Here is a 21100-nt window from a genome sequence, read left to right as displayed (position 1 = left end):
GACGGGCCGCCTATGGCTTGCGCCTGATGATGAAGACACCGCTGACGACCACCAGTGCCGCGGCCAGACCGTACCAGGTCAGCGCGTATTGCAGATGGCTGTTGGGCAGGTCGAACTGCGTGACGCCACCGATCGGCAAGCCCCCTGGATTGGGCGTGGCATCGGCGTCGACAAAGAACGGTAGCACCTTGTCGGCGGGAAGCCCTACCGACGATGCCATCGTGTCGAGGTCCTTCCAGTAGAAGATGTTCTTGGCGACGTCATTGTCAGGAACGATCGACGACGGTTTTTCGCTGAGCCTGACCCGGGCGAGGCCATGGATCGCGACCGAGGCCGGAAGCTCGCCCGCCAGTCGGGTCGATGAATCCTTCTGTTCGAAGGGCACGAAACCGCGATTGACGAACAGGAAACGGTCGTCATCGAGCATCAGCGGCGTGAAGACATAGTAACCGGTGCGGCCGTTGTAGGTCGCAAAGAAGTGTCGCTCCTTGCCATGGTCGAACCGGCCGGGCACGGTGACGGTCCGGTAATCGATGTCGCCGCCTTCGGCCAGGATCCTTTCGATCTCGGCCGTCGTGACCGGTGGTGCCGAGCGACGTTCGGCAATCGCGGCAAGCAGGCCTTCTTTCCAGTGCAGCCGCTGCATCTGCCAGGTGCCGAGCGAGATGAGGATGGCGAAGGTGGTTGCAAGCAGGATGAAGGCACCGATGCGCCCGGCAAGGCTGGCTTTCTTGGTCAAGACTTCAGCCACGATCGATCTCGCCCGGCCGCGCATTGTTGCGATACTGCAGGTTGATGAGGATGCCCTTCAGCATGCGCGTCAGCCCCAGGCTGAAGGCAATCGCCAACGGTATCCACAGCAGGAAATGCAGCCAGAGCGGCGGATTGAAATTGATCTCCGTCCAAAGCGCTGCTCCGACGACGACGAAGCCAACGATCAGGATGACGAAGACGACGGGGCCATCGCCGGAATCGGCAAAGCGATAGTCGAGGTCGCAGCTGGCGCAGACGGGCTTGACCGTCAGGAAGCCATCAAAGAGTTTGCCCTGGCCGCAGCGTGGGCACAGGCCCTTGATGCCTGTCATGACCGGGTCGACCGGCGGATAGAGGGCTTTGTCGTCGCTCACGGATTGATCTCGATCGGCGTGTTGTTGGGAACCATGTCCCAGATTTCGTCCATTTCGGCATTGGTAACCGCAATGCAGCCATCCGTCCAATCGTACATCTGCGTCAAAAACGCCAGCCAGCCGAAATAATTGGGCTGACCATGGATCATGATCATGCCGCCGGGATCGACGCCGCTTGCGGCCGCAGCCGCTGCGTCCTCGGGTCGAGGGTACGAGACGTGTATCGAAAGGTGATAGCCGCTCTTGTTGTTGCGCCAGTCGAGAACATAGAGGCCCTCGGGCGTTCGCCGGTCGCCTTCCCGTTGCTTATGGCCGATAGGGTTGCCACCGAGGGCAACCGCGTATTGACGCAGCATCTCGCTCCCGCGGTAGAGCTGCAGGACGCGCTTTTCCTTGTGCACCACCACCCGGTCGGCGATATCGCCTGAGAACGCTGGGGCGCAGCCCGCCAGGAGCCATGCCACCGTCATCGTCGCCACCCGCATTGCCATGCCGCCTCCCCTCGCTTGCCACACGCAAGACAGACAAAAAATAAGGCGGCTGCATGGTTGCAGCCGCCTCATCGTCAAGAGCATGCGCTCTATCCGTCTTACATGTGAGCGATCGGCGCGCCCCAACCACCCCAGATGTAGATGGAGAAGAAGAGGAACAGCCAGACGACGTCAACGAAATGCCAGTACCAGGCAGCCGCCTCGAAGCCGAAATGCTGCTTCGGCGTGAAGTCGCCGCGCAGCGCGCGCAGCAGGCAGACGAGCAGGAAGATCGTGCCGACGAGAACGTGGAAGCCGTGGAAACCGGTCGCCATGAAGAAGGTTGCGCCGTAGATCGAGTCCTTGAAGGCGAACGGAGCGTGCGCGTATTCGTAGACCTGAACGTAGGAGAACAGCACGCCGAGCACGACCGTCAGCGACAGGCCGGAGATGAGGCCCTTGCGATCGTTGTGCAGCAGAGCGTGGTGCGCCCAGGTTACCGTCGTGCCGGAAAGAAGCAGGATGACGGTGTTGTAGAGCGGCAGGTGCCAGGGGTCGAGAACCTCGATGCCCTTCGGCGGCCAGACGCCACCGGTAAAGGCGGTGCGGGTCGCCTGGATGGCTTCGCCCGGGAACAGGCTCGCGTCGAAATAGGCCCAGAACCAGGCGACGAAGAACATCACTTCCGAAGCGATGAACATGATCATGCCGTAGCGCAGGTGCAAAGAGACGACGCGGGTGTGATGACCCTCGTGGGCTTCCTTCACCGTGTCAGACCACCAGCCGTACATGGTGTAGAGAACGATAACGAGGCCGATGAAGAAGACCCACGGATTGGCAAGCTCGGCGCCGAACAGCTTGAACGAGCCGCCCGAGAGATAACGCATGTAGCCGACACCGCCGAAGGCCATGACGAATGCGCCAATCGAGGCAAGCAACGGCCAGGGGCTCGGGTCGATGATGTGGTAGTCGTGATTCTTCTGATGCGCATCGGCCATGTCAGTAATCCCCGATAGGTCTTTCTCTTGTCGCCCTTCCGGCTTAGCCGAAACAGGCCTCCAGTCAAAGTTTGTTCTCAGTTTCGCCCGTCTTCACCTGGGCGACCGGTTTCGACGGCTCGCGCGGGTAGAAGGTGTAGGAAAGCGTCAGTGTCTTGATGTCCTTGGTCTCCACCGCCTTGACCATGTCCGGATCGACGAAGAATACCACCGGCATCTCCATCTCCTCTCCCGGCTGCAGGGTCGTCTCGGTAAAGCAGAAGCATTGAACCTTGTTGAAGTAGGCGCCGGCCTGCATCGGCGTGACGTTGAACGTCGCCTGACCCGTCGTCGGCTTCGACGAAAGGTTCTTGGCGCGGTACATCACCTGCACCGTTTCGCCGATACGCACGTCGATGTCGCGCTGTACGGGCTTGAACTCCCAGGGCAGACCACCCGACGTGTTGGCGTCGAAGGTGACCCTGACCTTTTCGTCGAGGATGACGTCAGACGCTTGCTCGACGCGCTGCGTGGTGCCGTTGTAGCCGGTGACACGGCAGAACATGTCGTAGAGCGGCACGGCCGCATAGGCCATCCCGGTCATGCCGACGACGAAGGCAACGCAGGTGCCGACGATGACGCCGTTCGAGCGCTGCTTCAGCTCTGGGTTCTCGGAGGTCGTCATATCGCGGCTCCTCAGTTGACCATGCCGTTGCCGAACTTGATCAGCGTGACGACGTAAAAGAGGACGACGAGGCCAGCCAGCACGACACCGAGCGCAATGTTGCGACCGCGACGAGACTTCTTCTGGGCTTCGTTCAGCTTGACGGTTTCCATCAGGCAACACTCCCGGCATTCAGCCAGATATTGACGATCAGGTGATCCGCCATCAGGGCGGAGAAGATCACGAACAGATACATGATCGAGAAGGCGAAAAGTTTCTTCGCCGGCAGCATGCGCTCATCCGTCTCAGGCATGCGCAGCACGCCGATCGAATACCAGATGAAGCCGAGGCCAAGTGCTGCCGCAACCGCGCCGTAACCGATGCTCGCAAAACCGAGCAAGGTGGGACAGATGCCGATCAGCGCCGTCAGCACCGCATAGATGACGATCTGCTTCTTGGTGGTCGCCTGGCCGGCTACATTGGGCAGCATCGGCACGCCGACCGCGCCGTAGTCGCCCATCTTGAACAGCGCGAGCGCCCAGAAATGCGCCGGCGTCCAAAGGAAAGTGATGAGGAAGAGAACGATGCTCTCGACCGACACGCCGCCGGTGACGCAGGCCCAGCCGATCATCGGCGGAAAGGCGCCGGCAGCGCCGCCGATAACGATGTTCTGCGGCGTCGAGCGCTTGAGCCACATCGTATAGATAACGGCGTAGAAGAAGATGGTGAAGGCGAGCAACCCGGCTGCGAGCCAATTGACGGCAAGCCCAAGGATGATCACGGAAAAGGCGGAGAGCGTCAGACCGAAGGCGAGCGCTTCCTCGGGCAGGATCTTGCCTGCCGGGATCGGGCGCGTGGCGGTGCGGGTCATGACCGCGTCGATATCGGCGTCATACCACATGTTGAGCGCGCCGGAGGCGCCAGCCCCGACGGCGATGCAGAGGATCGCAATGAAACCGATGAAGGGATTGATATGGCCGGGTGCGAGCACGAGGCCCGCAAGCGCGGTGAAGACGACGAGCGACATGACGCGTGGCTTCAGTAGCTCGAAATAATCGCGTGCAGAGGCTTCGGACAGGCGCGGCGCGCCATCCATGCCCATTGCTTCGTGATTGTCGATGACCGTCATGTCTCGTCCTTGATCGTCTTTTGCCCATAGGGGCCGTCTGTTGCCGGTTTTCCGGCGGGGTGAAGCCGCCGGAACCGGCGGCTTCTGTTTCTTGCTCATCACTTGATGCGCGGGAGCTGTTCCCACTGGTGGAACGGCGGCGGCGAAGACAGCTGCCATTCGAGCGTGTTTGCACCCTCGCCCCACGGATTGTCGCCAGCGACGCGCTTCTTGGCGAAGGCTTCGGCAACGCCGTAGAGGAAGATCAGAACGCCGACGGCTGCGACATACGAGCCGTAGGACGACACCATGTTCCAGCCGGCATAGGCATCCGGATAGTCGATGTAGCGGCGCGGCATGCCGGCGAGGCCGAGGAAGTGCTGCGGGAAGAAGATCAGGTTCACACCGATGAACATGACCCAGAAGTGCAGCTTGCCGACGAACTCGGAGTACATGTAGCCGGTCATCTTCGGGAACCAGTAGTACCAGGCAGCGAAGATGGCGAACACCGCGCCGAGCGACAGAACGTAGTGGAAGTGGGCAACCACGTAGTAGGTGTCGTGCAGCGAACGGTCGAGGCCGGCATTGGCGAGCTGTACGCCCGTAACGCCACCGACGGTGAACAGGAAGATGAAGCCGATCGCCCAGACCATCGGGGTCGTGAAGCGGATCGAACCACCCCACATCGTCGCGATCCACGAGAAGATCTTCACGCCGGTCGGAACCGCGATAACCATCGTCGCGAAGACGAAGTAGCGCTGCGTGTCGAGCGACATGCCGACGGTGTACATGTGGTGTGCCCACACGATGAAGCCGACGGCGCCGATCGCGACCATGGCGTAGGCCATGCCGAGGTAGCCGAAGATCGGCTTGCGCGAGAAGGTGGAAACGATGTGGCTGACGATGCCGAAGCCCGGCAGGATCAGGATGTACACTTCCGGGTGACCGAAGAACCAGAACAGGTGCTGGAACAGAATCGGGTCGCCGCCGCCTTCAGGCGCGAAGAAGGCCGTGCCGAAGTTGCGGTCCGTCAGAAGCATGGTGATGCCACCTGCCAGAACCGGCAGCGAGAGCAGCAGCAGGAAGGCGGTGATGAGAACCGACCATGCAAACAGCGGCATCTTGTGCAGCGTCATGCCCGGAGCGCGCATGTTCAGGATCGTGGTGATGAAGTTGATCGCACCGAGGATCGACGAAGCGCCGGCGATGTGCAGACCGAGGATCACGAGATCCATCGCCGGTCCGGGCATGCCCGATGTCGAGAACGGTGGATAGATCGTCCACCCGCCCCCTGCGCCATAGGCGCCTGCCGGACCTTCGACGAACATCGAAAGCAGGACCAGCAGGAAGGCCGGAATGATCAGCCAGAAGGAGATGTTGTTCATGCGCGGGAACGCCATGTCCGGGGCGCCGATCATGATCGGAACCATCCAGTTGGCGAAGCCGCCGATCAGCGCCGGCATGACCATGAAGAAGATCATGATGAGCGCGTGCGCGGTCGTGAACACGTTGAACATGTGCTTGCCGCCGTCGATGGCAGCGTCGCCCTCGAAGCCGTAGACCATCTGTGCCAGACCGTGGAAGATCTGGATGCCCGGCTCCTGCAGCTCGGCGCGCATGAAGATCGACAGCGTGCCGCCGATGATGCCCGCGAAGATCGCGAAGATCAGGTAGAGCGTGCCGATGTCCTTGTGGTTGGTCGACAGAAACCAGCGCTGAAAAAAGCTCAAAGGCTTGTGCGCGTGATCTGCGTGGCCATGATCGGAGTGATCATGGCGGTGGTCGTGATGAGCGGCTGTGCCAGCCATGGGTCGAGCTCCCCTTCCGATTACTGTGCGGCGTTGGCGGCGACGTCAACGGCCTTGGCCGCGCCGTCGATGGACGCCATGAGCGCCTTGTTCGCATCGCCGATATTGGTAGCGGCGGCTGCGAGCCAGGCGTCGTATTTTTCCTGCGAAACAACGCGGACGGCGATCGGCATATAGGCGTGGTCCTTGCCGCAGAGCTCGGAACACTGGCCGTAGTAGAGGCCTTCGCGGTCAGCCTTGAACCAAGTCTCGTTCAGGCGGCCGGGAACGGCATCGATCTTAACGCCGAAGGCAGGCATCGCGAAAGCGTGAATGACGTCGGCAGCCGTGACGAGCAGACGAACGGTCTTGCCGACCGGAACGACGACTTCGTTGTCGACAGCGAGAAGACGCGGATATTCGACCTTGTCTTCCTTGCCGAGGCTGGCGCGATCCTCTTCCTTCATCAGCAGGCTGTCGAAGGAGAGCGGGCTTTCGCCGACTTCATATTCATAGGACCAGTACCACTGATTACCCGTTGCCTTGACCGTCAGATCCGGATTGGCCGGCGGCGTCAGCTGCGCGGTCAGAAGCTGGAAGGACGGAATGGCCAGGAACAGCAGGATGATGACCGGACCGACGGTCCAGACAACCTCGATAGCGGTGTTGTGGCTGGTCTTGGAGGGAACCGGATTGACGCTCTCACGGAACTTGACCACCACAACAATCAGCAGCAGGAGGACAAAGAGAGTGATCGGAATGATGAACCACAGGGTGTAGTGCTCAAACCACGTGATTTCTTCCATAATGCCCGTAGCAGCCGCCTGAAAGTTCGTCTGCCATTCGACAGGCTTGTCAGCGTAGGCGCTCGAAGCAAAAAGCAGACAGGCAAGCGCTGCCATAACTGCATAGGCCTTGTTTTTCACAATATGTCTCCCCAATGCGCTTGATCAGGATCAAACCGGAACGCAGAATCCCTGCGATACTGCAGCGCTTCAAACCACAGTTTGCCCAACGCCGCAACATCTGTGCAATCAACCCCATGCGGCATTTTTGCACAAATACGACTTTTCTCACAGGCGCCCCTTCGAACCCCCGGCGAATCGACTTATATGCGCCAATCCGCGCCATTGAAGACGCAACTGCGCCACGTCAGCGCGACAATGGCGTTCCGCGAGCCCAATTTCCGCCATATGGCGCTGGAATGTACCCCGCAGGGCTTTTCATTTCTCCCCGCGCGCTCCAAGAATAGCCCTGATGATTCGACGTTTTGAGGTTTACATGGGCCTGCCCCTCTTCTCCCGACTGTCGGCTCTTGCCGCTCTCGGATTTGCCGTCCTCGCCCTCCCCACGGCGAGCGCTGCCCAACAACCCGCTGGCGCGCCCGGAACGGTCAAGTCAAACCATGGGGCGTGGTCGATCGTCTGCGATCAGCCAGCAGGTGCCTCGACCGACCAATGCGCCCTGATGCAGAACGTCATCGCCGAAGACCGGCCGGAAGTCGGCCTCTCGGTCGTGGTCCTCAAGACTGCCGACCGCAAGGCGAAGATCCTGCGCGTTCTGGCGCCGCTCGGCGTGCTCTTGCCGAACGGCCTTGGGCTCAATGTCGACGGCAAGGATATCGGCCGCGCCTATTTCGTGCGCTGCTTCTCGGACGGCTGCTACGCCGAAGTCGTGCTCGAGGACGAACTCTTGAAGACTTTCCGCGCCGGCGCGACGGCGACGTTCATCGTCTTCCAGTCTCCCGAAGAAGGCATCGGCATCCCCGTCGACCTGAAGGGGTTCGGCGAAGGCTACGACGCCCTGCCCTGATCCGCCTGCCGCCTACTGTTTTCGAAAGCCGCGCCCCGTGCGCGGCTTTTTCGTTTCCGGGTTCCAGACAAGCAGAAGCCCGGGCGCTGGCCCGGGCTTGAAACGTCTTGAGAGCGGCAATCGCCTGAGCGTCAGATGATGTCGGTCGCGGCAATCTTGATGCCGAAACCTTCGAGACCGACATAGTGGCGCTCGCGCGAGGCAAGCAGCCGGATCGAACTGATGCCGAGATCCTTCAGGATCTGCGCGCCGAGACCGATTTCCAGCCATTCGCTTTCGCGAGCCTGCGCCTCGTCATGGGCTTCGCGGTCATGCTTGCCCTTTCGTGCGGTCTGCGACACGCCGACGCCGACCGAGCCTTCGCGCAGGTAGACGATGACACCCCTGCCCTCTTCGGCCATGCGCTTCATGATCCGATCGATCTGGCAGTCCTTGCCGAAAACATCGGCGCCGACATTTTCAAGGTGCAGGCGGACCGGGATGTCGACGCCGTCGCGAATGTCGCCGAAAATCACGGCCAGGTGCTGCATCGGATCCCAGGGCAGAGAATAGGAATGTCCCTTGGCCTTGCCATAGGGCGTCTCGATGTCGAACGAGCCGCCCTGCTCGATCAGCGTTTCCTTGCGCTGGCGATAGGCGATGAGATCGGCGACCGAGACCTGCTTCAGGCCGTGCTTTTCGGCAAAGGCGCTGACCTGGGGTCCACGCGTCACCGTGCCGTCGTCATTGACCAGTTCGCAGATGACGCCGATCGGCGGCAGGCTTGCGAGCTTGCACAGATCGACGGCAGCCTCCGTATGGCCCGAACGCATCAGGACGCCGCCTTCGCGGGCGACCAGCGGAAAGATATGCCCGGGGCGCACGAAATCGGTCGGTCCGACATTCGGGTTGGCGAGATTGCGCACGGTCAGCGTGCGATCGTCGGCCGAGATGCCGGTGGTGGTGCCATGCTTGAAGTCGACCGAGACGGTGAACGCGGTGGTGTGCGCAGAATCGTTTTCCGCCACCATGGCATTCAGATTGAGCCGCTTTGCCTCCTCGCGCGGCATCGGCGTGCAGACGATGCCCGAGGTGTGGCGCACGATGAAGGCCATCTTTTCGGGCGTGCAATGAACCGCGGCGACGATCAGGTCGCCTTCGTTCTCGCGACCGTCATCATCTGTGACGACGACGATCTCGCCGGCCTCGAAGGCCCTGATGGCATCGACGACGCGCTTCTGGTCATAGGACATGATGATCTTCCCGATTTGTCTTGGGCCTAATTACTTGAGCCGGCCGGTCTGGCCGCGGTCTCGCAGGTAGTGATCCGCAATCGTGCAGGCAACCATCGCCTCGCCGATCGGTACGGCGCGGATGCCGACGCAAGGATCATGACGCCCCTTGGTGCGCACATCCACCTCGTTGCCGTCGCTGTCGATCGAGCGGCGCTCGGTCAGGATGGACGAGGTCGGCTTGATCGCAAAGCGGGCAATGACCGGCTGTCCGGTCGAAATTCCGCCGAGGATGCCACCGGCATGGTTGGAGAGGAAGACCGGCTGGCCGTCGTCGCCGATGCGCATCTCGTCGGCGTTTTCCTCGCCGGTGATTTCGGCCGCGCCGAAGCCGTTGCCGATCTCGACGCCCTTGACGGCGTTGATCGACATCAGGTTCGAAGCGATGTCCTGGTCAAGCTTGGCGTAGATCGGTGCGCCGATCCCGGCAGGCACGCCCTCGGCCACCACCTCGACGACGGCGCCGATCGACGATCCCGACTTGCGGATACCATCGAGATAGGCTTCCCAGACAGGCACGATCGCCGGGTCGGGAGCAAAGAACGGATTGTTGTTGACCTCGGCCCAATCCCAGTTGGCGCGGTCGATCTTGTGCTTGCCGATCTGGACGAGTGCCGCGCGCACGACGAGGCCCGGAACGACCTTGCGGGCAATGCCGCCGGCAGCGACGCGCGCTGCCGTTTCGCGTGCCGACGACCGGCCGCCGCCGCGATAGTCGCGAATGCCGTATTTGACGTCGTAGGCGTAGTCGGCATGCCCCGGGCGATAGCGCTTGGAGATTTCCGAATAGTCTTTCGAGCGCTGGTCGGTATTTTCGATCAGCATCGAGATCGGCGTACCGGTCGAGATCATCGTCTCGCCGTCCTCGTCCAGCATGACGCCGGAGAGGATTTTCACGAGGTCCTCCTCGCGGCGCTGCGTGACGAAGCGCGACTGGCCCGGCTTGCGCTTGTCGAGCCAGGCCTGCAGTTCGGCGAGCGTGAAACGAATGCCGGGAGGGCACCCGTCGACCACGCAGCCAAGTGCTGGTCCATGGCTTTCACCCCAGGTGGTGACGCGGAAGAGATGACCGAACGTGTTGTGAGACATGAGGCAACCGAACTCTGAGAAGCAACGGCCGTACATCTTTCATGTACGGGCGCAACCCTCATAGTGGAAAGCCGGGACAGGGGAAAGTCCTTCCGATGCGCACCGGGATTTTGCAGTCGCTTCAGGAGGCGAGCTTGAGCCCGCGCTCCGTCGCGAATGCCAGGAAGTTTTCGGCGCTGAGCGGTTTGGAGAAGGCATAGCCCTGCAACAGGTCGCAGCCGAGAATGCCGAGCATCTCGGCATGCGCCATCGTCTCCACGCCTTCCGCCACCGTCTCGATCCCCAGCGAACGGGCGATGTCGATGATCGACCGGATCAGCGCCTGTTCGGTCCGGGCGCTGAGAACCGGAACCACCAGCTGGCGGTCGATCTTCAGCCGCTTCGGCTTGATCTTCAACAGGCTGACGATCGAGGTATGCCCGGTGCCGAAATCGTCGATCTCGATGTCGATGCCAAGCTTCTTGATGCCCTCGATATTGGCAGTGACGATGTCGTCGCTCTCGTCGAGGAAGATCGATTCCACCAGTTCGAAGGAAAGCTGGCCCGGCACGATGCTCAACCCCTCGAGCGAGGCGAGCAACCGTTCGTCCTGAAGACGCTTGGCCGAGACATTGACGGAAATCTTCGGGACCCTCAGGCCGGCGGCGGCCCAGCGCATCTGGTCGGCCAGCGATTTTTCAAGCACGAGACGGTCAAGGGCGGCGGTGACGTTCAGTTCGTCGGCGATTGCCAGGAACTTGTCCGGCGTCAGGATACCCTGGCGCGGATGACGCCAGCGGATGAGCGCCTCCACCCCGGAAAGTGCCAGCGTCGAAGCGTCGAATTGCGGCTGATACCAGGGCACGAACTCGTCGCGTTCGATGCCTTCGAGGATTTCGTCGGCGACGCGCTTGGCGGTGACGACCTCGGCCTGGAGGATCTGCGTGAAGAACTGATAGCGGTTGCGGCCGTTTTCCTTGGCGCGGTAGAGCGCCATGTCGGCGTTGACGAGCAGCTTGCGCGCGTCTGCATGGACCTGGCGCGCCACGGCAACGCCGATGCTGACGCCGAAGCGACAGGGAAAACCGTTGTAGTCGACCGGCTGGCGCATTTCCGCGATGATCCGGTCGCACAGGGCCGCCAGCGCCGCATCACCCGGCGCACCGGTTATGACCACCACGAACTCGTCGCCGCCGATGCGCGCCACGATATCGCCAGGTGCGATGTTCGAGCGCAGGATCTCCGACGCATGGACCAGCATCGCGTCGCCGGCCGCATGGCCGAGCGTGTCGTTGATCTGCTTGAAGCGGTCGAGATCGATGTGGAGGATGGCAATGCTCTGGGGCGCATCGGCGCCCGCGCCGGTCAAGTGCTCGAGCGCCTTGTCGAGCATCCGGCGGTTGCCGAGCCCCGTCAGCGGATCGTGCAGCGAATTGTGTTCGATGCGGATACGCGCCTGCTCGAGCTCGGCGTTCTTGGCGTCGGCCATTGCCTTGGCGGCGCGCAACTGCTCGGTCATCACCACGTCGTCGGTCACATCGAGCGCGATGCCCACCAGCTTTCGCCGTCCCTCCGGAGAGATATGCAGCTTGCCAACCGAGCGAATGTAACGAACCGCGCCTTCGGCCATGACCACGCGCGCCTGATGGACATAGGTCTCGCGCGCGCCGATCGCCGTGTTGACCGCGAGCAGGGCAGATCCACGATCGTCGGGATGCAGGGCATCGAGCCAGATTTCCTCGTTGGTGGCGCCATCGGTGTAGACCAGCCCGTAGAGCTGGTGCATGCGCTCGTCCCAATAGGCGACATTGTTGTCGAGATCGGCCTCCCACATGCCGCAGCGATAGCTGTCGAGCGCAAGGTCCAGCCGGCGCGACAGTTTTTCCAGATCCTGCTCGCGCTCGTAGAGCCCCTTCAGGGCTTGCTCGAGCTCCAGGTTCTGCTGGTCGACCTGGGCCTTGGCGGCCGCGAGCCGTTCGTTCTTCAGCACATCGTCCGTCACGTCCCAGCTGATGCCGGTGATCTTCGAGCGGCCGTCCACGCCCTGATGGCCGGAACCGACATTGCGGATGTGGCGGATGCTACCGTCAGCCAGCACCACCCGGTATTGCGATCGGTATTCGAGCCCCTCGTCGAGGCTGCGGAAAAGCGCATTGGCAGCGATGCCGACATCATCGGGGTGAACTGTTGCGCGCCATTCGTCGTAAGTCGGCTCGTCCTCGTGGACGGTCAGCCCGTGCAGGTGGAACATGCGATCGTCCCAGGAGCGCTCCTGCGTTTCCTGGTCGATTTCCCAGATGCCGATCTTGGAGGCTTCGAGCGCCAGGTTGAGGCGATGCGACAGCGTCATCACCTCCCCTTCGCGCGCCCTCAGCTTGGCAATGTTGCGCTGGCGCTCGTTGACGAGCCCGCCGGTCAGCAGAATGGGAATGACGACGACCGCGACCGCCGCTGCGATCGCCAGACGCAGGTCCCGGCTGTTTTCCGGCAGTTGATCCCAGCCGCCGATCGGGGTTGCCGCCAGTTCCCAGACCCCGCCCGGCAGGGCCAGCTGACGCTTGGCCGGCGACGTTCGAAAAACGCCGTCGTCGCCAAAGAACGCGTCCTGGATACGCTCCGGCTCCGAGATATCGCGGATCGCCAGATGCACGTCGACGTGACGATGATCGCTGGTAAACTCCGGCGTTTCGACACCCTCTTCCAGCAGACGAGCGGATCGATAGAGAGCTTTCTCGTCGATGATCGCCTCGACGTAACCCCAGCGCTCCATACGTCCTTGTATCTTGGCGAAGACCGGCAGGAAAAGCTCGAAGCCGCTGCGCCCGCTCGGCAGGCGGACCGGGCCGATCATGACCGGCCTGACCGTCGACGACGCCCGCTCGACGGCACGACGGGTCGCCCCGAACTTGTTGAAGTCGGTGCCGACGAACCATTGCTGGCTTTCCCGCGGGAAAGCGTTGCGCACCACGCCGCCGGGCGCTGCCGATGCGCGCACCATCTGCGGGTTCTGCAGCAGCAACTTGGTCGACATGATGGTGAAATCGTCGGCGGACATCTCCGGATGAACGCCGATGCTGTTGGCGAAGCCGTTGAGCGCGGCGATGTTGGTATTGATCTCCGACTGGAGACGGTTGGCGATCAGGTTCAGCTCGTTTTCCACATCGATCGCCAGATCGCTTCGAAAGTTTTCCCGATTTTGGCGCTCGTAGACATGGCCGCCGCTGAACACAACGATGCCCGCGATAGCAGCCGGTATCAGCGATGGTTTCGCAAATCTGGCTGCCGCCCGAATGCGTTGGCGCAGAACGTCAACAATCTTCACTCTAATTCCCTCGATCCCCAACCAAAGGTAGCGAGGGAGTCTTAAGATTGGCTTTCGTGACATTTCTTTGGAAAACCCCATAATTCATGGGGATACAATGCGGAAGCGCCGTCGGCTCCAGCGCCGGAACGCTTGAAAACTGCACGTTTGGCGTTCAGTCTCCCTCTGCCGGCCGGGCAACCCGAAACACGGGAAATGCCTGTCAAAAGCTACGGTGCAAGGCAATTTTTGCCACAATCGGGGATCAAAGGGTGATGACAAGAAGAATCGCAGATACATTGAAGAGGGCAAGAAAGATGCGTTTTGTCATTGCCGCGCTCATGGCCACCGCCGGCTTGCTTTCGCCTTTGTCGGCACTTGCCGAAAGCGCCGACGTCGAAGCCGTCATTACCGGTGTCGATACAGATCGGCTCAGCCTTCAGCTGGACGACGGAAAGAGCTACCAGGCACCGGAAGAGTTCAACTTCGAAGGCCTCACCGCCGGCGTAAAAGTCGTCGTGTTCTATACCGAGGTCGACGGCAAGCGTGTGATCAACGATCTCGAGATCATCCAGTAGGACTTATGGCAACGCCGCCCCGCCTTACGCGGGGCGCAAGCTTTCCGGTCGGGCATCGCCGGCGCCTCAAAAGGACAAGCGCGCAGCTGTCCTTCATCGGAAATGTTTTGAAATTTCAGATCCAGCCGATCGTGTTGCCGGCAATGCGCAACAGACGATCCTGCGGGATGGCGGCCGATGCCGCTTCATCCTCGTCCATCTCGCCAAACAGCTTGAACAGCGCCCGGATGACGCCGCCATGGCTGACACAGACCGTCGGCCTGTTCACGTCCTTGAGCCAGGCGGCGATGCGCCAGGACAAGATCTCGTAGCTTTCGGCATCCTCGCCCGGCGGAATGAAGTCCCATTTCACCTTGCGTCGCTCGGCGATGCGCTCGGGCACGGAGCGCTTCAGCTCCGGCAGCGTGAAGCCTTCCCAGTCGCCAAAGGACACTTCCTTCAGCCGGTCGTCGGTACGGTAGAGGATGGGGTCAAGGCCCATGGCCTGGCGCAGGCGTTCCATGGTCTCACGGGTGCGGCCAAGCGGGCTGGCGACGAAGTCGAACTGCTCGGCGTCAGCGCCGAGGATGGCGCCCAGCGCCACCCCGTTTCCGGTCGCCTGCTGGCGGCCGGTATCATTGAGAGGGATATCCTTCTGCCCCTGGAGGCGGCTTTCCGCGTTCCAGTCTGTTTGTCCGTGACGGATCACATAGATCAGCACTACATTTCGCTCCGGGCAGCAGGCTATTCGGGCCGGTCGGCGGCGCCGGTCAATCCTTGATAACGGAGATATCCGGGGCGTCGACGGCCTTCATGCCGACGACATGGTAGCCGCTGTCGGCGTGGTGGACTTCACCGGTAACCGAGCGCGACAGGTCGGACAGCATGTAGAGGCCGACATCGCCCACTTCCTCAATGGTGACGGTGCGACGCAGCGGGGCGTTATACTCGTTCCACTTGAGGATGTAGCGGAAGTCTCCGATGCCGGAAGCGGCCAGCGTCTTGATCGGACCAGCAGAAATCGCGTTGACGCGAATGTTCTTCGGGCCGAGATCAACCGCGAGGTACTTGACGCTTGCCTCGAGTGCCGCCTTGGCGACGCCCATGACGTTGTAGTTCGGCATCACCTTCTCGGCGCCGTAGTAGGTCAGCGTCAGCATCGAGCCGCCGTCCGTCATCAGCTTTTCAGCGCGACGGGCAACCGAGGTGAACGAATAGACCGAAATCTGCATCGTCTTGGCGAAGTTTTCCGGCGACGTGTCGACGTAGCGGCCGGTCAGTTCGTCCTTGTCGGAGAAGCCGATGGCGTGCACGACGAAATCGATCTTGCCCCAGTGCTTTTCAAGCGCGGAGAACACCTCGTCGATCGAGGCCTCGTCGCTGACGTCGCAGTGGCCGGCCATGAAGCCGTCGATTTCGGCCAGAAGCGGTTCGACGCGCTTCTTCAGTGCATCACCCTGATAGGTCAGCGCAACTTCGCCGCCCTGGGCGTGGATCGCCTTGGCGATCCCCCATGCGATCGAACGGTTGTTGGCGACGCCCATGATGACGCCACGCTTGCCCTTCATCAAACCCGATGCCTGAGCCATGCATTGTCCCCAATACTAAATGCCGGCATCGACAACGGCCGACGCCAGACTTCACAAAATTCAAATAGGCCAAGCCGGCGCGGTTAGCGCACGTGCGGCAAATTGTCGAGAATTGCCTATGGCATAGCCGCCCGGGTGGTTCAAGCGCGGCCGGGATCAGGAACTGTTAGTCCCCGTAATATTGGGTCAGACTGTTAGAAAACGGTCACAAATACAGGCCGTCGCGCAGCGATTTCATCAGATCCGTGACCTTGTCGTCAGGCGTGTCACGCAGGACGAGGCGCAACTCGACGAGCAGATCGCCATGCGTGCCATAGGCGCCCGGCAACCCGAAACCTGCCATACGGATGACCTTGTCCGACCCGGACCAGGCCGGAACGACAACGGTCGCTTCGCCGATCGGCGTCGATATCGTGTGTTCGCAGCCGAGCACCGCGCTCTGCAGATCGACAGGCAATGTCGTCAGCAGGTCAAGCCCATTGGTGCGGAATGGCCCACTCTGATCGACGCGCAAGGTGACGACGACGTCGCCGCGCGTCATCCCGGTGACGCGATAGCCCTGCTCCGCCAGACGGATCGTCTGGCCGTCGACCGCACCCGGCGGTATCTGGACCTTGACGGCTTCGCCGTCCGGCAGCTCGAGCGACAGGCGCTGGCGATCGATCAGGTCCTGGATCGAGACGCTGAGGTCGACGGCGAGGTCAGGAACCTTGTCGGCGGTCTTGGCGGCGCGGCCGCGAATGCGCCGGACAATGGCGGCGACGAGCTCGGCGGCGGGGGCTGCCGCGCGCTGCATCAGCGGCGGCTCGGTCTTTGCCACGGCATCCGGCTTCAGCTCGACTGCAGGCTCGGGCTTCGGTTCAGGCGATGCGGCAGGCCGTTCCGGCGCCTTCGCCGCGGCGGGCTTCGGGGCCGGCCTTGCGGTTCTCGCGCGCGGCTCAGCGCCGAAGATCTGAGAGGCGGCTTCCTCGGCGGTCTCCGCTCCCACAGGCTGCTCCTCGGGCTCGGGGCGCATCTTCGCCTTCATCGCCTCCATGCGGCGCAACTCGGCTTCGCGCCGGGCGTAGTCGTAGCGGCTTCTCAGTTTGGGGTCGCGCAGCAGCTCATAGGCCTTGCCGGCCTCGGCAAAGCGCTCGGCCGCGGTCGGGTCGTCCTGATTGTGATCGGGATGGATGGCTTTGGCGACCGAGCGCCACGCCGCCTTGATTTCGTCCTGACCAGCGGTGCGCCGGACGCCGAGAACTGCATAGGGATCACGCATGGTTTGCTACCATCTTCTCTGATCGGCGGCCTCTCCCAGATGCCCGCCTTATGCCTCAAACCGGGGAAAACATGCCGCGATGGCTGTCCCGTTCAGCGGCGAGGATGGGCAGAACTTGCTAAAGATCGGTTAGCCGCAAGGACCGCGAAGCCGGTCAGGACCGAGAACGAAGCCTTCGTGCCGCGGTTTGCCGAAATGTGGTTAACATGCGATTTCAGGCGCGAGGGCCGAAGCTGGTGAGATACCACTCGCCATCGCCGAGCTTACAGGTGCTGCCGTCGAACTTGGCGATGCCCTCATAGGAATGGCGGGTCGTGGTGAAGCGACGGCACAGCATGCCGCTGGCGTTGTCTTCCTGGATGCTGCTGATGACGCCGGCGCTGCCGGACGTCGAATTCGCCCAGGGAATGGGGTTGAGCGACCCTTGCCCGAGCTCGGCCGAGGTTACGGCATTGCGGACGAGGACCGCGTCGGAAAGGCCGTCGGAGGTTTTGGCGACAGGAACGGTGCCTGTCGATACGGTGCGATCGACGCTCGTTCCGAACATGTCGAAGCCGGCCCCCATGCAACCGGAAAGGATCAACACTGGCAGGCAAATTGCCGCGCCACGCATCACCGAGAAGGAAAAACCCTTCTTGCCATCGATCCACTTTGCTATGTCTTGCACGGCAATCCTGTCAGACTCGCAAGAGCCGCACGTTTCCCGAGGAAGTCAACAAGCAGGCTCTGACATTTTCGATGCGGAAACACCGCTCGGGCTCATCCCGAAGCGTTTCCGCGCCAGACATCACGGCGTTAGAAGGCAATATGGCGGTGAATGAGTTAACAAGCGGTGACTTCACGGAAGCAAATGAGCCCTTTTCCCTTTTCGGCACATGGCTGAAGGATGCGGAAGGCAGCGAGATCAACGACCCCAACGCCGTGGCACTGGCGACCGTCGACCCGGACGGACTGCCGAATGTGCGCATGGTTCTGTTGAAGGATTTCGACGCGCGCGGCTTCGTTTTCTACACGAATTTCGAGAGCCAGAAAGGCCAGGAAGTGCTCAGCGCCCGCAAGGCTGCCATGTGTTTCCACTGGAAATCGCTTCGCCGCCAGGTGCGGGTACGCGGACCTGTCGAGATCGTCTCGGATGCCGAGGCGGACGAATACTTCAAGTCGCGGCCGCGCGGCAGCCGCATCGGCGCCTGGGCATCGAAACAGTCCCGCCCGCTCGAGAGCCGCTTCGCGCTGGAAAAGGCGGTCGCCGAATACACCGCCCGCCATGCGCTCGGCGACATTCCCCGTCCGCAATACTGGTCCGGCTTTCGCATCCGCCCGACTTCGATCGAGTTCTGGCACGACCGGCCGTTCAGACTGCACGACCGGCTGGAATTCCGACGCGAGACGCCAGAGGGCGGCTGGGAGAAGGTGCGGATGTACCCCTGACGGGCGATCGACGATGCGGCTTCAGCGGCCGCCGAGGCGAAACGGAATGCCGGAGGCGAGCGCAGAGACGTAACGGGGCCGCTGGAAATGGCCGTTAAGCGAAATGCGCGGCAAGGCGTGCAGCGGCGCCGCCGCCGTTAGCGTGCCCGGCATGGTCGTGACGGCGACCTCGAACCCCAGGCCGGCGACAAGCCGGTGATCGCGCGGTGATACAGCCGGGCGGTCTCCATAGGGATAGGCAAAGCAACGCGGCCTTTTGCCCGTGATCTTTTCGACGCGGGCGGCGGATGCCTCGATCTCCCGGACGGCCTCGTCATCGTCGAGCCGCGCAATGGCGCGGTGGCTGATCGTATGCGCCCCGAGGCTCGCGAGCGGACCTTGGGCAAGGCGGCGCAAGCCGGCCTCATCGAGCGTCAACGCCTTGGCGATGGCGAAGGCATCGATCCCCTGCTCCAGCGCTGCCGCATCGACCGCTGCAACCGCCCCGCTTTCCTCGCGGCTGTGAATATGGCTTGCGATGCGGGCGAACATCGCCTGCTTGTCCGCATGACTTTCAACGTCGAGCGTCTCCATGCCTCTGCCGAAATCGAATCGGAAGCGGCCGGTCGCCGAAAGCAGATCGGCGAGCGTTTCCCACCAAAGCGTGTGGCTGCGATCGACGAAGCCGCCGGACACGAAAACCGTGAACGGAACGCCGTGCCGGGCAAAGACCGGCAAGGCGTGATCGAGATTGTTGCGGTAGCCGTCATCGAGTGTGAAACAGGCAAATGGCGCTTCATCTCCCACTGCAAGCACCGTTGGCAGATCGTCGAGAGCGATGAAACGATAGCCGCCCTGCTTCAGCCGGGTGATGGCCCCATCGAGAAACTCCGGGGTGATTTCGAGATGAGCGTTCGGATCGAAGGCGCGCGGAACCTTTGGTCGGACGTGATGCAGCGTGAAGATGGCGCCGCGCCCGCGCGCGCCCGGCATCAGGCCGGCGCGTCCGAGACCGCCTGCCAGTTCGAGCCCGGCTGTTATCGCCGCGCGTCGCGCCCGCGTCTTGATGTCAGCCTTGAAGCCACCCGCCATATCAGTCTGCTCAACCCTACCCCGTCGGCCGCAGCACGGCGCCTCCGATCAGGATCGACCGAGAGAGAGTGTGTTGCAGCAGCATCCTCGCGCGTCAGATCAGACGCGTCACCTGGGACGTTAACGGAAGCAGCGTTAAACCTTGCTGAAGGCGTGTGACGTTCATTTTTCGTTTACCACCGCGACGAAAGTCGTAGGGAAAAATCGCATTCTGCCTCAAAGTTGCAGCAAAGACACGCCCTTGTCACAAAACGACACAGCTCAGCGCCTGCCCGGCGGCGCTTTTCGATGGGGACCGACATGAACATTATCCGCCGCCTGCTCGTGGCGATGTGTGCTCTGACCTTGAGCACTGCGCCGGCCTTTGCCGGCAACGCTTCGCTGGTGCTCGATGCGCGCACGGGCAAGGTCCTGTCATCGGAGAATGCCGATACGCTCAACCACCCGGCATCGCTGACCAAGATGATGACGCTCTACCTCACCTTCGAGGCGCTCCGGCGCGGCGAGATCAGCTGGGACAGCCAGATCAAGGTGTCGAGGGCTGCAGCCGCCAAGCCGCCGATGAAGCTGGGCCTCAAAGCCGGCAGCACCATTACCGTGCGCGAGGCGGTCTATGGCATGATCGTCCGCTCCGCCAATGACGCTGCCGCCGCGATGAGCGAGAAGCTGGGCGGCTCGGAGCAGAATTTTGCCAGGGAAATGACGGCCAAGGCGCGTCAGCTGGGCATGAGCCGCACCGTCTTCATCAACGCCTCCGGCCTGCCCGCATCCAAGCAGGTTACGACGGCGCGCGACATGTCGACGCTCGCGGTCGCGCTGATGCGCGACTATCCCCGGGAATACCGGCTGTTTGCCACTCCGAGCTTCACGTTTCGCGGTCGCAAGATCCGCGGCCACAACAATCTGATGTACCGCTATGACGGCATGGACGGGATCAAGACCGGCTACACCAATGCCTCCGGCTTCAATCTGGTCAGCGCGGTCAGGGACGGCAACCGCCGCGTGATCGGCGTCGTCCTGGGCGGCCGCACGGCGCGCAGCCGCGACGACAAGATGGCGGCCCTGCTCAACCGCCATCTCGGCAAGGCATCGACGGGCCGCCAGCTGGTGGCTGCCGCCAGGACGCGCGGCACGGCGCCGGCTGAAGTCGAAATCGCGTCCGCCGCCACGATGTCGGACGTGCCGCTGCCCTTTACCGCCCCGCATCGCGCCAAGGGCGACAGCGTCGCGGCCCTGATCGCGGCATCGTCCACGTCGGCCGTTCCGGCAGAGCGCCCGACGGTCATGGCCGCGGTCGAAGAACCAGTTGCGGTTCGCGCTGCCAGCGGCTGGCAGATCCAGATCTCGGCGGCCCCTTCGGCCGACGCGGCGCGTGCGCTGCTCGCGCAGGCCCAAGCGGCCGGAGGCGAAAGACTGGCGCAGGCCTCGCCTTACACCGAAGCCGTCGGCAAGGGCGCCGGCACCGTCTACCGCGCCCGCTTCGTCGGCTTTACCAGCCGGGACGCGGCGGCCGAAGCCTGCAGCGCGTTGAAGAAACGCTCCTACGACTGCATGCTGCTGCCATCACGCGGCTGAGTGCGGCAGGCGGTCTCCGGGGACGGAAGCACGA

21 protein-coding genes are annotated in these 21100 nt (G+C 62.4%); 4 read left to right on the top strand and 17 right to left on the bottom strand.

All coding sequences use genetic code 11. The features are described 5' to 3' along the window. Positions 1-10 precede the first annotated feature (10 nt). From RTP54_RS04280 to coxB, 9 genes are all read right to left on the bottom strand, one after another. Positions 11-775 carry an SURF1 family protein gene (locus RTP54_RS04280; RefSeq protein WP_112817396.1) on the bottom strand — a complete coding sequence of 255 codons (765 nt, stop codon included), beginning with the start codon at positions 773-775 and terminating at the stop codon, positions 11-13. Next, positions 744-1127: a DUF983 domain-containing protein gene (locus RTP54_RS04275; RefSeq protein ID WP_112808539.1), complete on the bottom strand. Its 384-nt coding sequence runs from the start codon at positions 1125-1127 to the stop codon at positions 744-746. The genes RTP54_RS04280 and RTP54_RS04275 overlap by 32 nt, the downstream gene beginning before the upstream one ends. Continuing rightward, the gene (locus RTP54_RS04270) at positions 1124-1618 is read right to left on the bottom strand and encodes a L,D-transpeptidase family protein (protein ID WP_312361235.1); all 495 of its coding nucleotides are present in this window, start codon (positions 1616-1618) and stop codon (positions 1124-1126) included. Before RTP54_RS04270 ends, RTP54_RS04275 begins: the two co-directional genes overlap by 4 nt. A 98-nt stretch (positions 1619-1716) precedes the next feature. Then, on the bottom strand, positions 1717-2595 hold the full coding sequence (locus RTP54_RS04265) for a cytochrome c oxidase subunit 3 (RefSeq protein WP_112808543.1): 879 nt from the start codon (positions 2593-2595) through the stop codon (positions 1717-1719). A gap of 64 nt (positions 2596-2659) precedes the next feature. Further along, positions 2660-3259, bottom strand: a complete 600-nt coding sequence (locus RTP54_RS04260; protein WP_312361234.1) for a cytochrome c oxidase assembly protein — start codon at positions 3257-3259, stop codon at positions 2660-2662. Positions 3260-3270: 11 nt separating this feature from the next. Continuing rightward, positions 3271-3411: a hypothetical protein gene (locus tag RTP54_RS04255; protein WP_053250651.1), complete on the bottom strand. Its 141-nt coding sequence runs from the start codon at positions 3409-3411 to the stop codon at positions 3271-3273. Beyond that, on the bottom strand, positions 3411-4367 hold the full coding sequence (locus RTP54_RS04250; protein ID WP_112808547.1) for a heme o synthase: 957 nt from the start codon (positions 4365-4367) through the stop codon (positions 3411-3413). The genes RTP54_RS04255 and RTP54_RS04250 overlap by 1 nt, the downstream gene beginning before the upstream one ends. Before the next feature lie 98 nt (positions 4368-4465). Beyond that, a complete protein-coding gene (gene ctaD, locus RTP54_RS04245; protein WP_112808549.1) occupies positions 4466-6154 on the bottom strand; it encodes a cytochrome c oxidase subunit I in 1689 nt (562 codons plus the stop codon). A gap of 20 nt (positions 6155-6174) precedes the next feature. After that, positions 6175-7059, bottom strand: coding sequence for a cytochrome c oxidase subunit II (gene coxB, locus RTP54_RS04240; protein WP_112808551.1), 885 nt, complete (start codon positions 7057-7059; stop codon positions 6175-6177). Positions 7060-7414: 355 nt separating this feature from the next. Here coxB and RTP54_RS04235 point away from each other — a divergent pair, with 355 nt between their 5' ends. Further along, a complete protein-coding gene (locus RTP54_RS04235; protein ID WP_112808555.1) occupies positions 7415-7945 on the top strand; it encodes an invasion associated locus B family protein in 531 nt (176 codons plus the stop codon). A 131-nt stretch (positions 7946-8076) separates the two neighbouring features. Here the strand turns inward: RTP54_RS04235 and ribB are convergent, their stop codons facing one another. The 3 genes from ribB to RTP54_RS04220 form a co-directional block, all read right to left on the bottom strand. Next, positions 8077-9177, bottom strand: a complete 1101-nt coding sequence (gene ribB / locus RTP54_RS04230; protein ID WP_112808557.1) for a 3,4-dihydroxy-2-butanone-4-phosphate synthase — start codon at positions 9175-9177, stop codon at positions 8077-8079. A 30-nt stretch (positions 9178-9207) separates the two neighbouring features. Next, positions 9208-10305, bottom strand: a complete 1098-nt coding sequence (gene aroC / locus RTP54_RS04225) for a chorismate synthase (protein ID WP_312361230.1) — start codon at positions 10303-10305, stop codon at positions 9208-9210. A 121-nt stretch (positions 10306-10426) separates the two neighbouring features. Continuing rightward, positions 10427-13606 carry an EAL domain-containing protein gene (locus RTP54_RS04220; protein WP_312361228.1) on the bottom strand — a complete coding sequence of 1060 codons (3180 nt, stop codon included), beginning with the start codon at positions 13604-13606 and terminating at the stop codon, positions 10427-10429. Positions 13607-13902: 296 nt separating this feature from the next. On the opposite strand from RTP54_RS04220, the gene RTP54_RS04215 reads away from it, so the two are divergent. Then, entirely contained in the window at positions 13903-14163 is a 261-nt protein-coding gene (locus tag RTP54_RS04215; protein ID WP_112808559.1) for a DUF1344 domain-containing protein, read from the top strand. A gap of 115 nt (positions 14164-14278) precedes the next feature. Here RTP54_RS04215 and RTP54_RS04210 read toward each other — a convergent pair whose 3' ends face one another. The 4 genes from RTP54_RS04210 to RTP54_RS04195 form a co-directional block, all read right to left on the bottom strand. After that, entirely contained in the window at positions 14279-14863 is a 585-nt protein-coding gene (locus RTP54_RS04210; protein WP_112817390.1) for a histidine phosphatase family protein, read from the bottom strand. Between the two features lie 49 nt (positions 14864-14912). Beyond that, the gene (gene fabI / locus RTP54_RS04205; protein WP_077498066.1) at positions 14913-15731 is read right to left on the bottom strand and encodes an enoyl-ACP reductase FabI; all 819 of its coding nucleotides are present in this window, start codon (positions 15729-15731) and stop codon (positions 14913-14915) included. A 205-nt stretch (positions 15732-15936) separates the two neighbouring features. Beyond that, positions 15937-16992: a DnaJ C-terminal domain-containing protein gene (locus tag RTP54_RS04200; protein WP_312361219.1), complete on the bottom strand. Its 1056-nt coding sequence runs from the start codon at positions 16990-16992 to the stop codon at positions 15937-15939. Positions 16993-17206: 214 nt separating this feature from the next. Next, positions 17207-17659, bottom strand: a complete 453-nt coding sequence (locus RTP54_RS04195) for an RT0821/Lpp0805 family surface protein (RefSeq protein WP_112808565.1) — start codon at positions 17657-17659, stop codon at positions 17207-17209. Between the two features lie 140 nt (positions 17660-17799). On the opposite strand from RTP54_RS04195, the gene pdxH reads away from it, so the two are divergent. Next, on the top strand, positions 17800-18420 hold the full coding sequence (pdxH, locus tag RTP54_RS04190; RefSeq protein WP_112808567.1) for a pyridoxamine 5'-phosphate oxidase: 621 nt from the start codon (positions 17800-17802) through the stop codon (positions 18418-18420). A gap of 21 nt (positions 18421-18441) precedes the next feature. Here pdxH and RTP54_RS04185 read toward each other — a convergent pair whose 3' ends face one another. Then, positions 18442-19491 (bottom strand): polysaccharide deacetylase family protein, encoded by a 1050-nt coding sequence (locus RTP54_RS04185; protein WP_312361216.1) that lies wholly within the window; start codon positions 19489-19491, stop codon positions 18442-18444. Positions 19492-19800: 309 nt separating this feature from the next. Here RTP54_RS04185 and RTP54_RS04180 point away from each other — a divergent pair, with 309 nt between their 5' ends. Continuing rightward, positions 19801-21066, top strand: a complete 1266-nt coding sequence (locus tag RTP54_RS04180) for a D-alanyl-D-alanine carboxypeptidase family protein (RefSeq protein WP_312363167.1) — start codon at positions 19801-19803, stop codon at positions 21064-21066. Positions 21067-21100: the final 34 nt, after the last annotated feature.

It is taken from the genome of Ensifer sp. (assembly GCF_031989085.1).
GTDB lineage: Bacteria > Pseudomonadota > Alphaproteobacteria > Rhizobiales > Rhizobiaceae > Ensifer.
The sequence above is the reverse complement of the archived record's forward strand: the minus strand, read 5'-3'. Positions and strand labels throughout refer to the sequence as shown.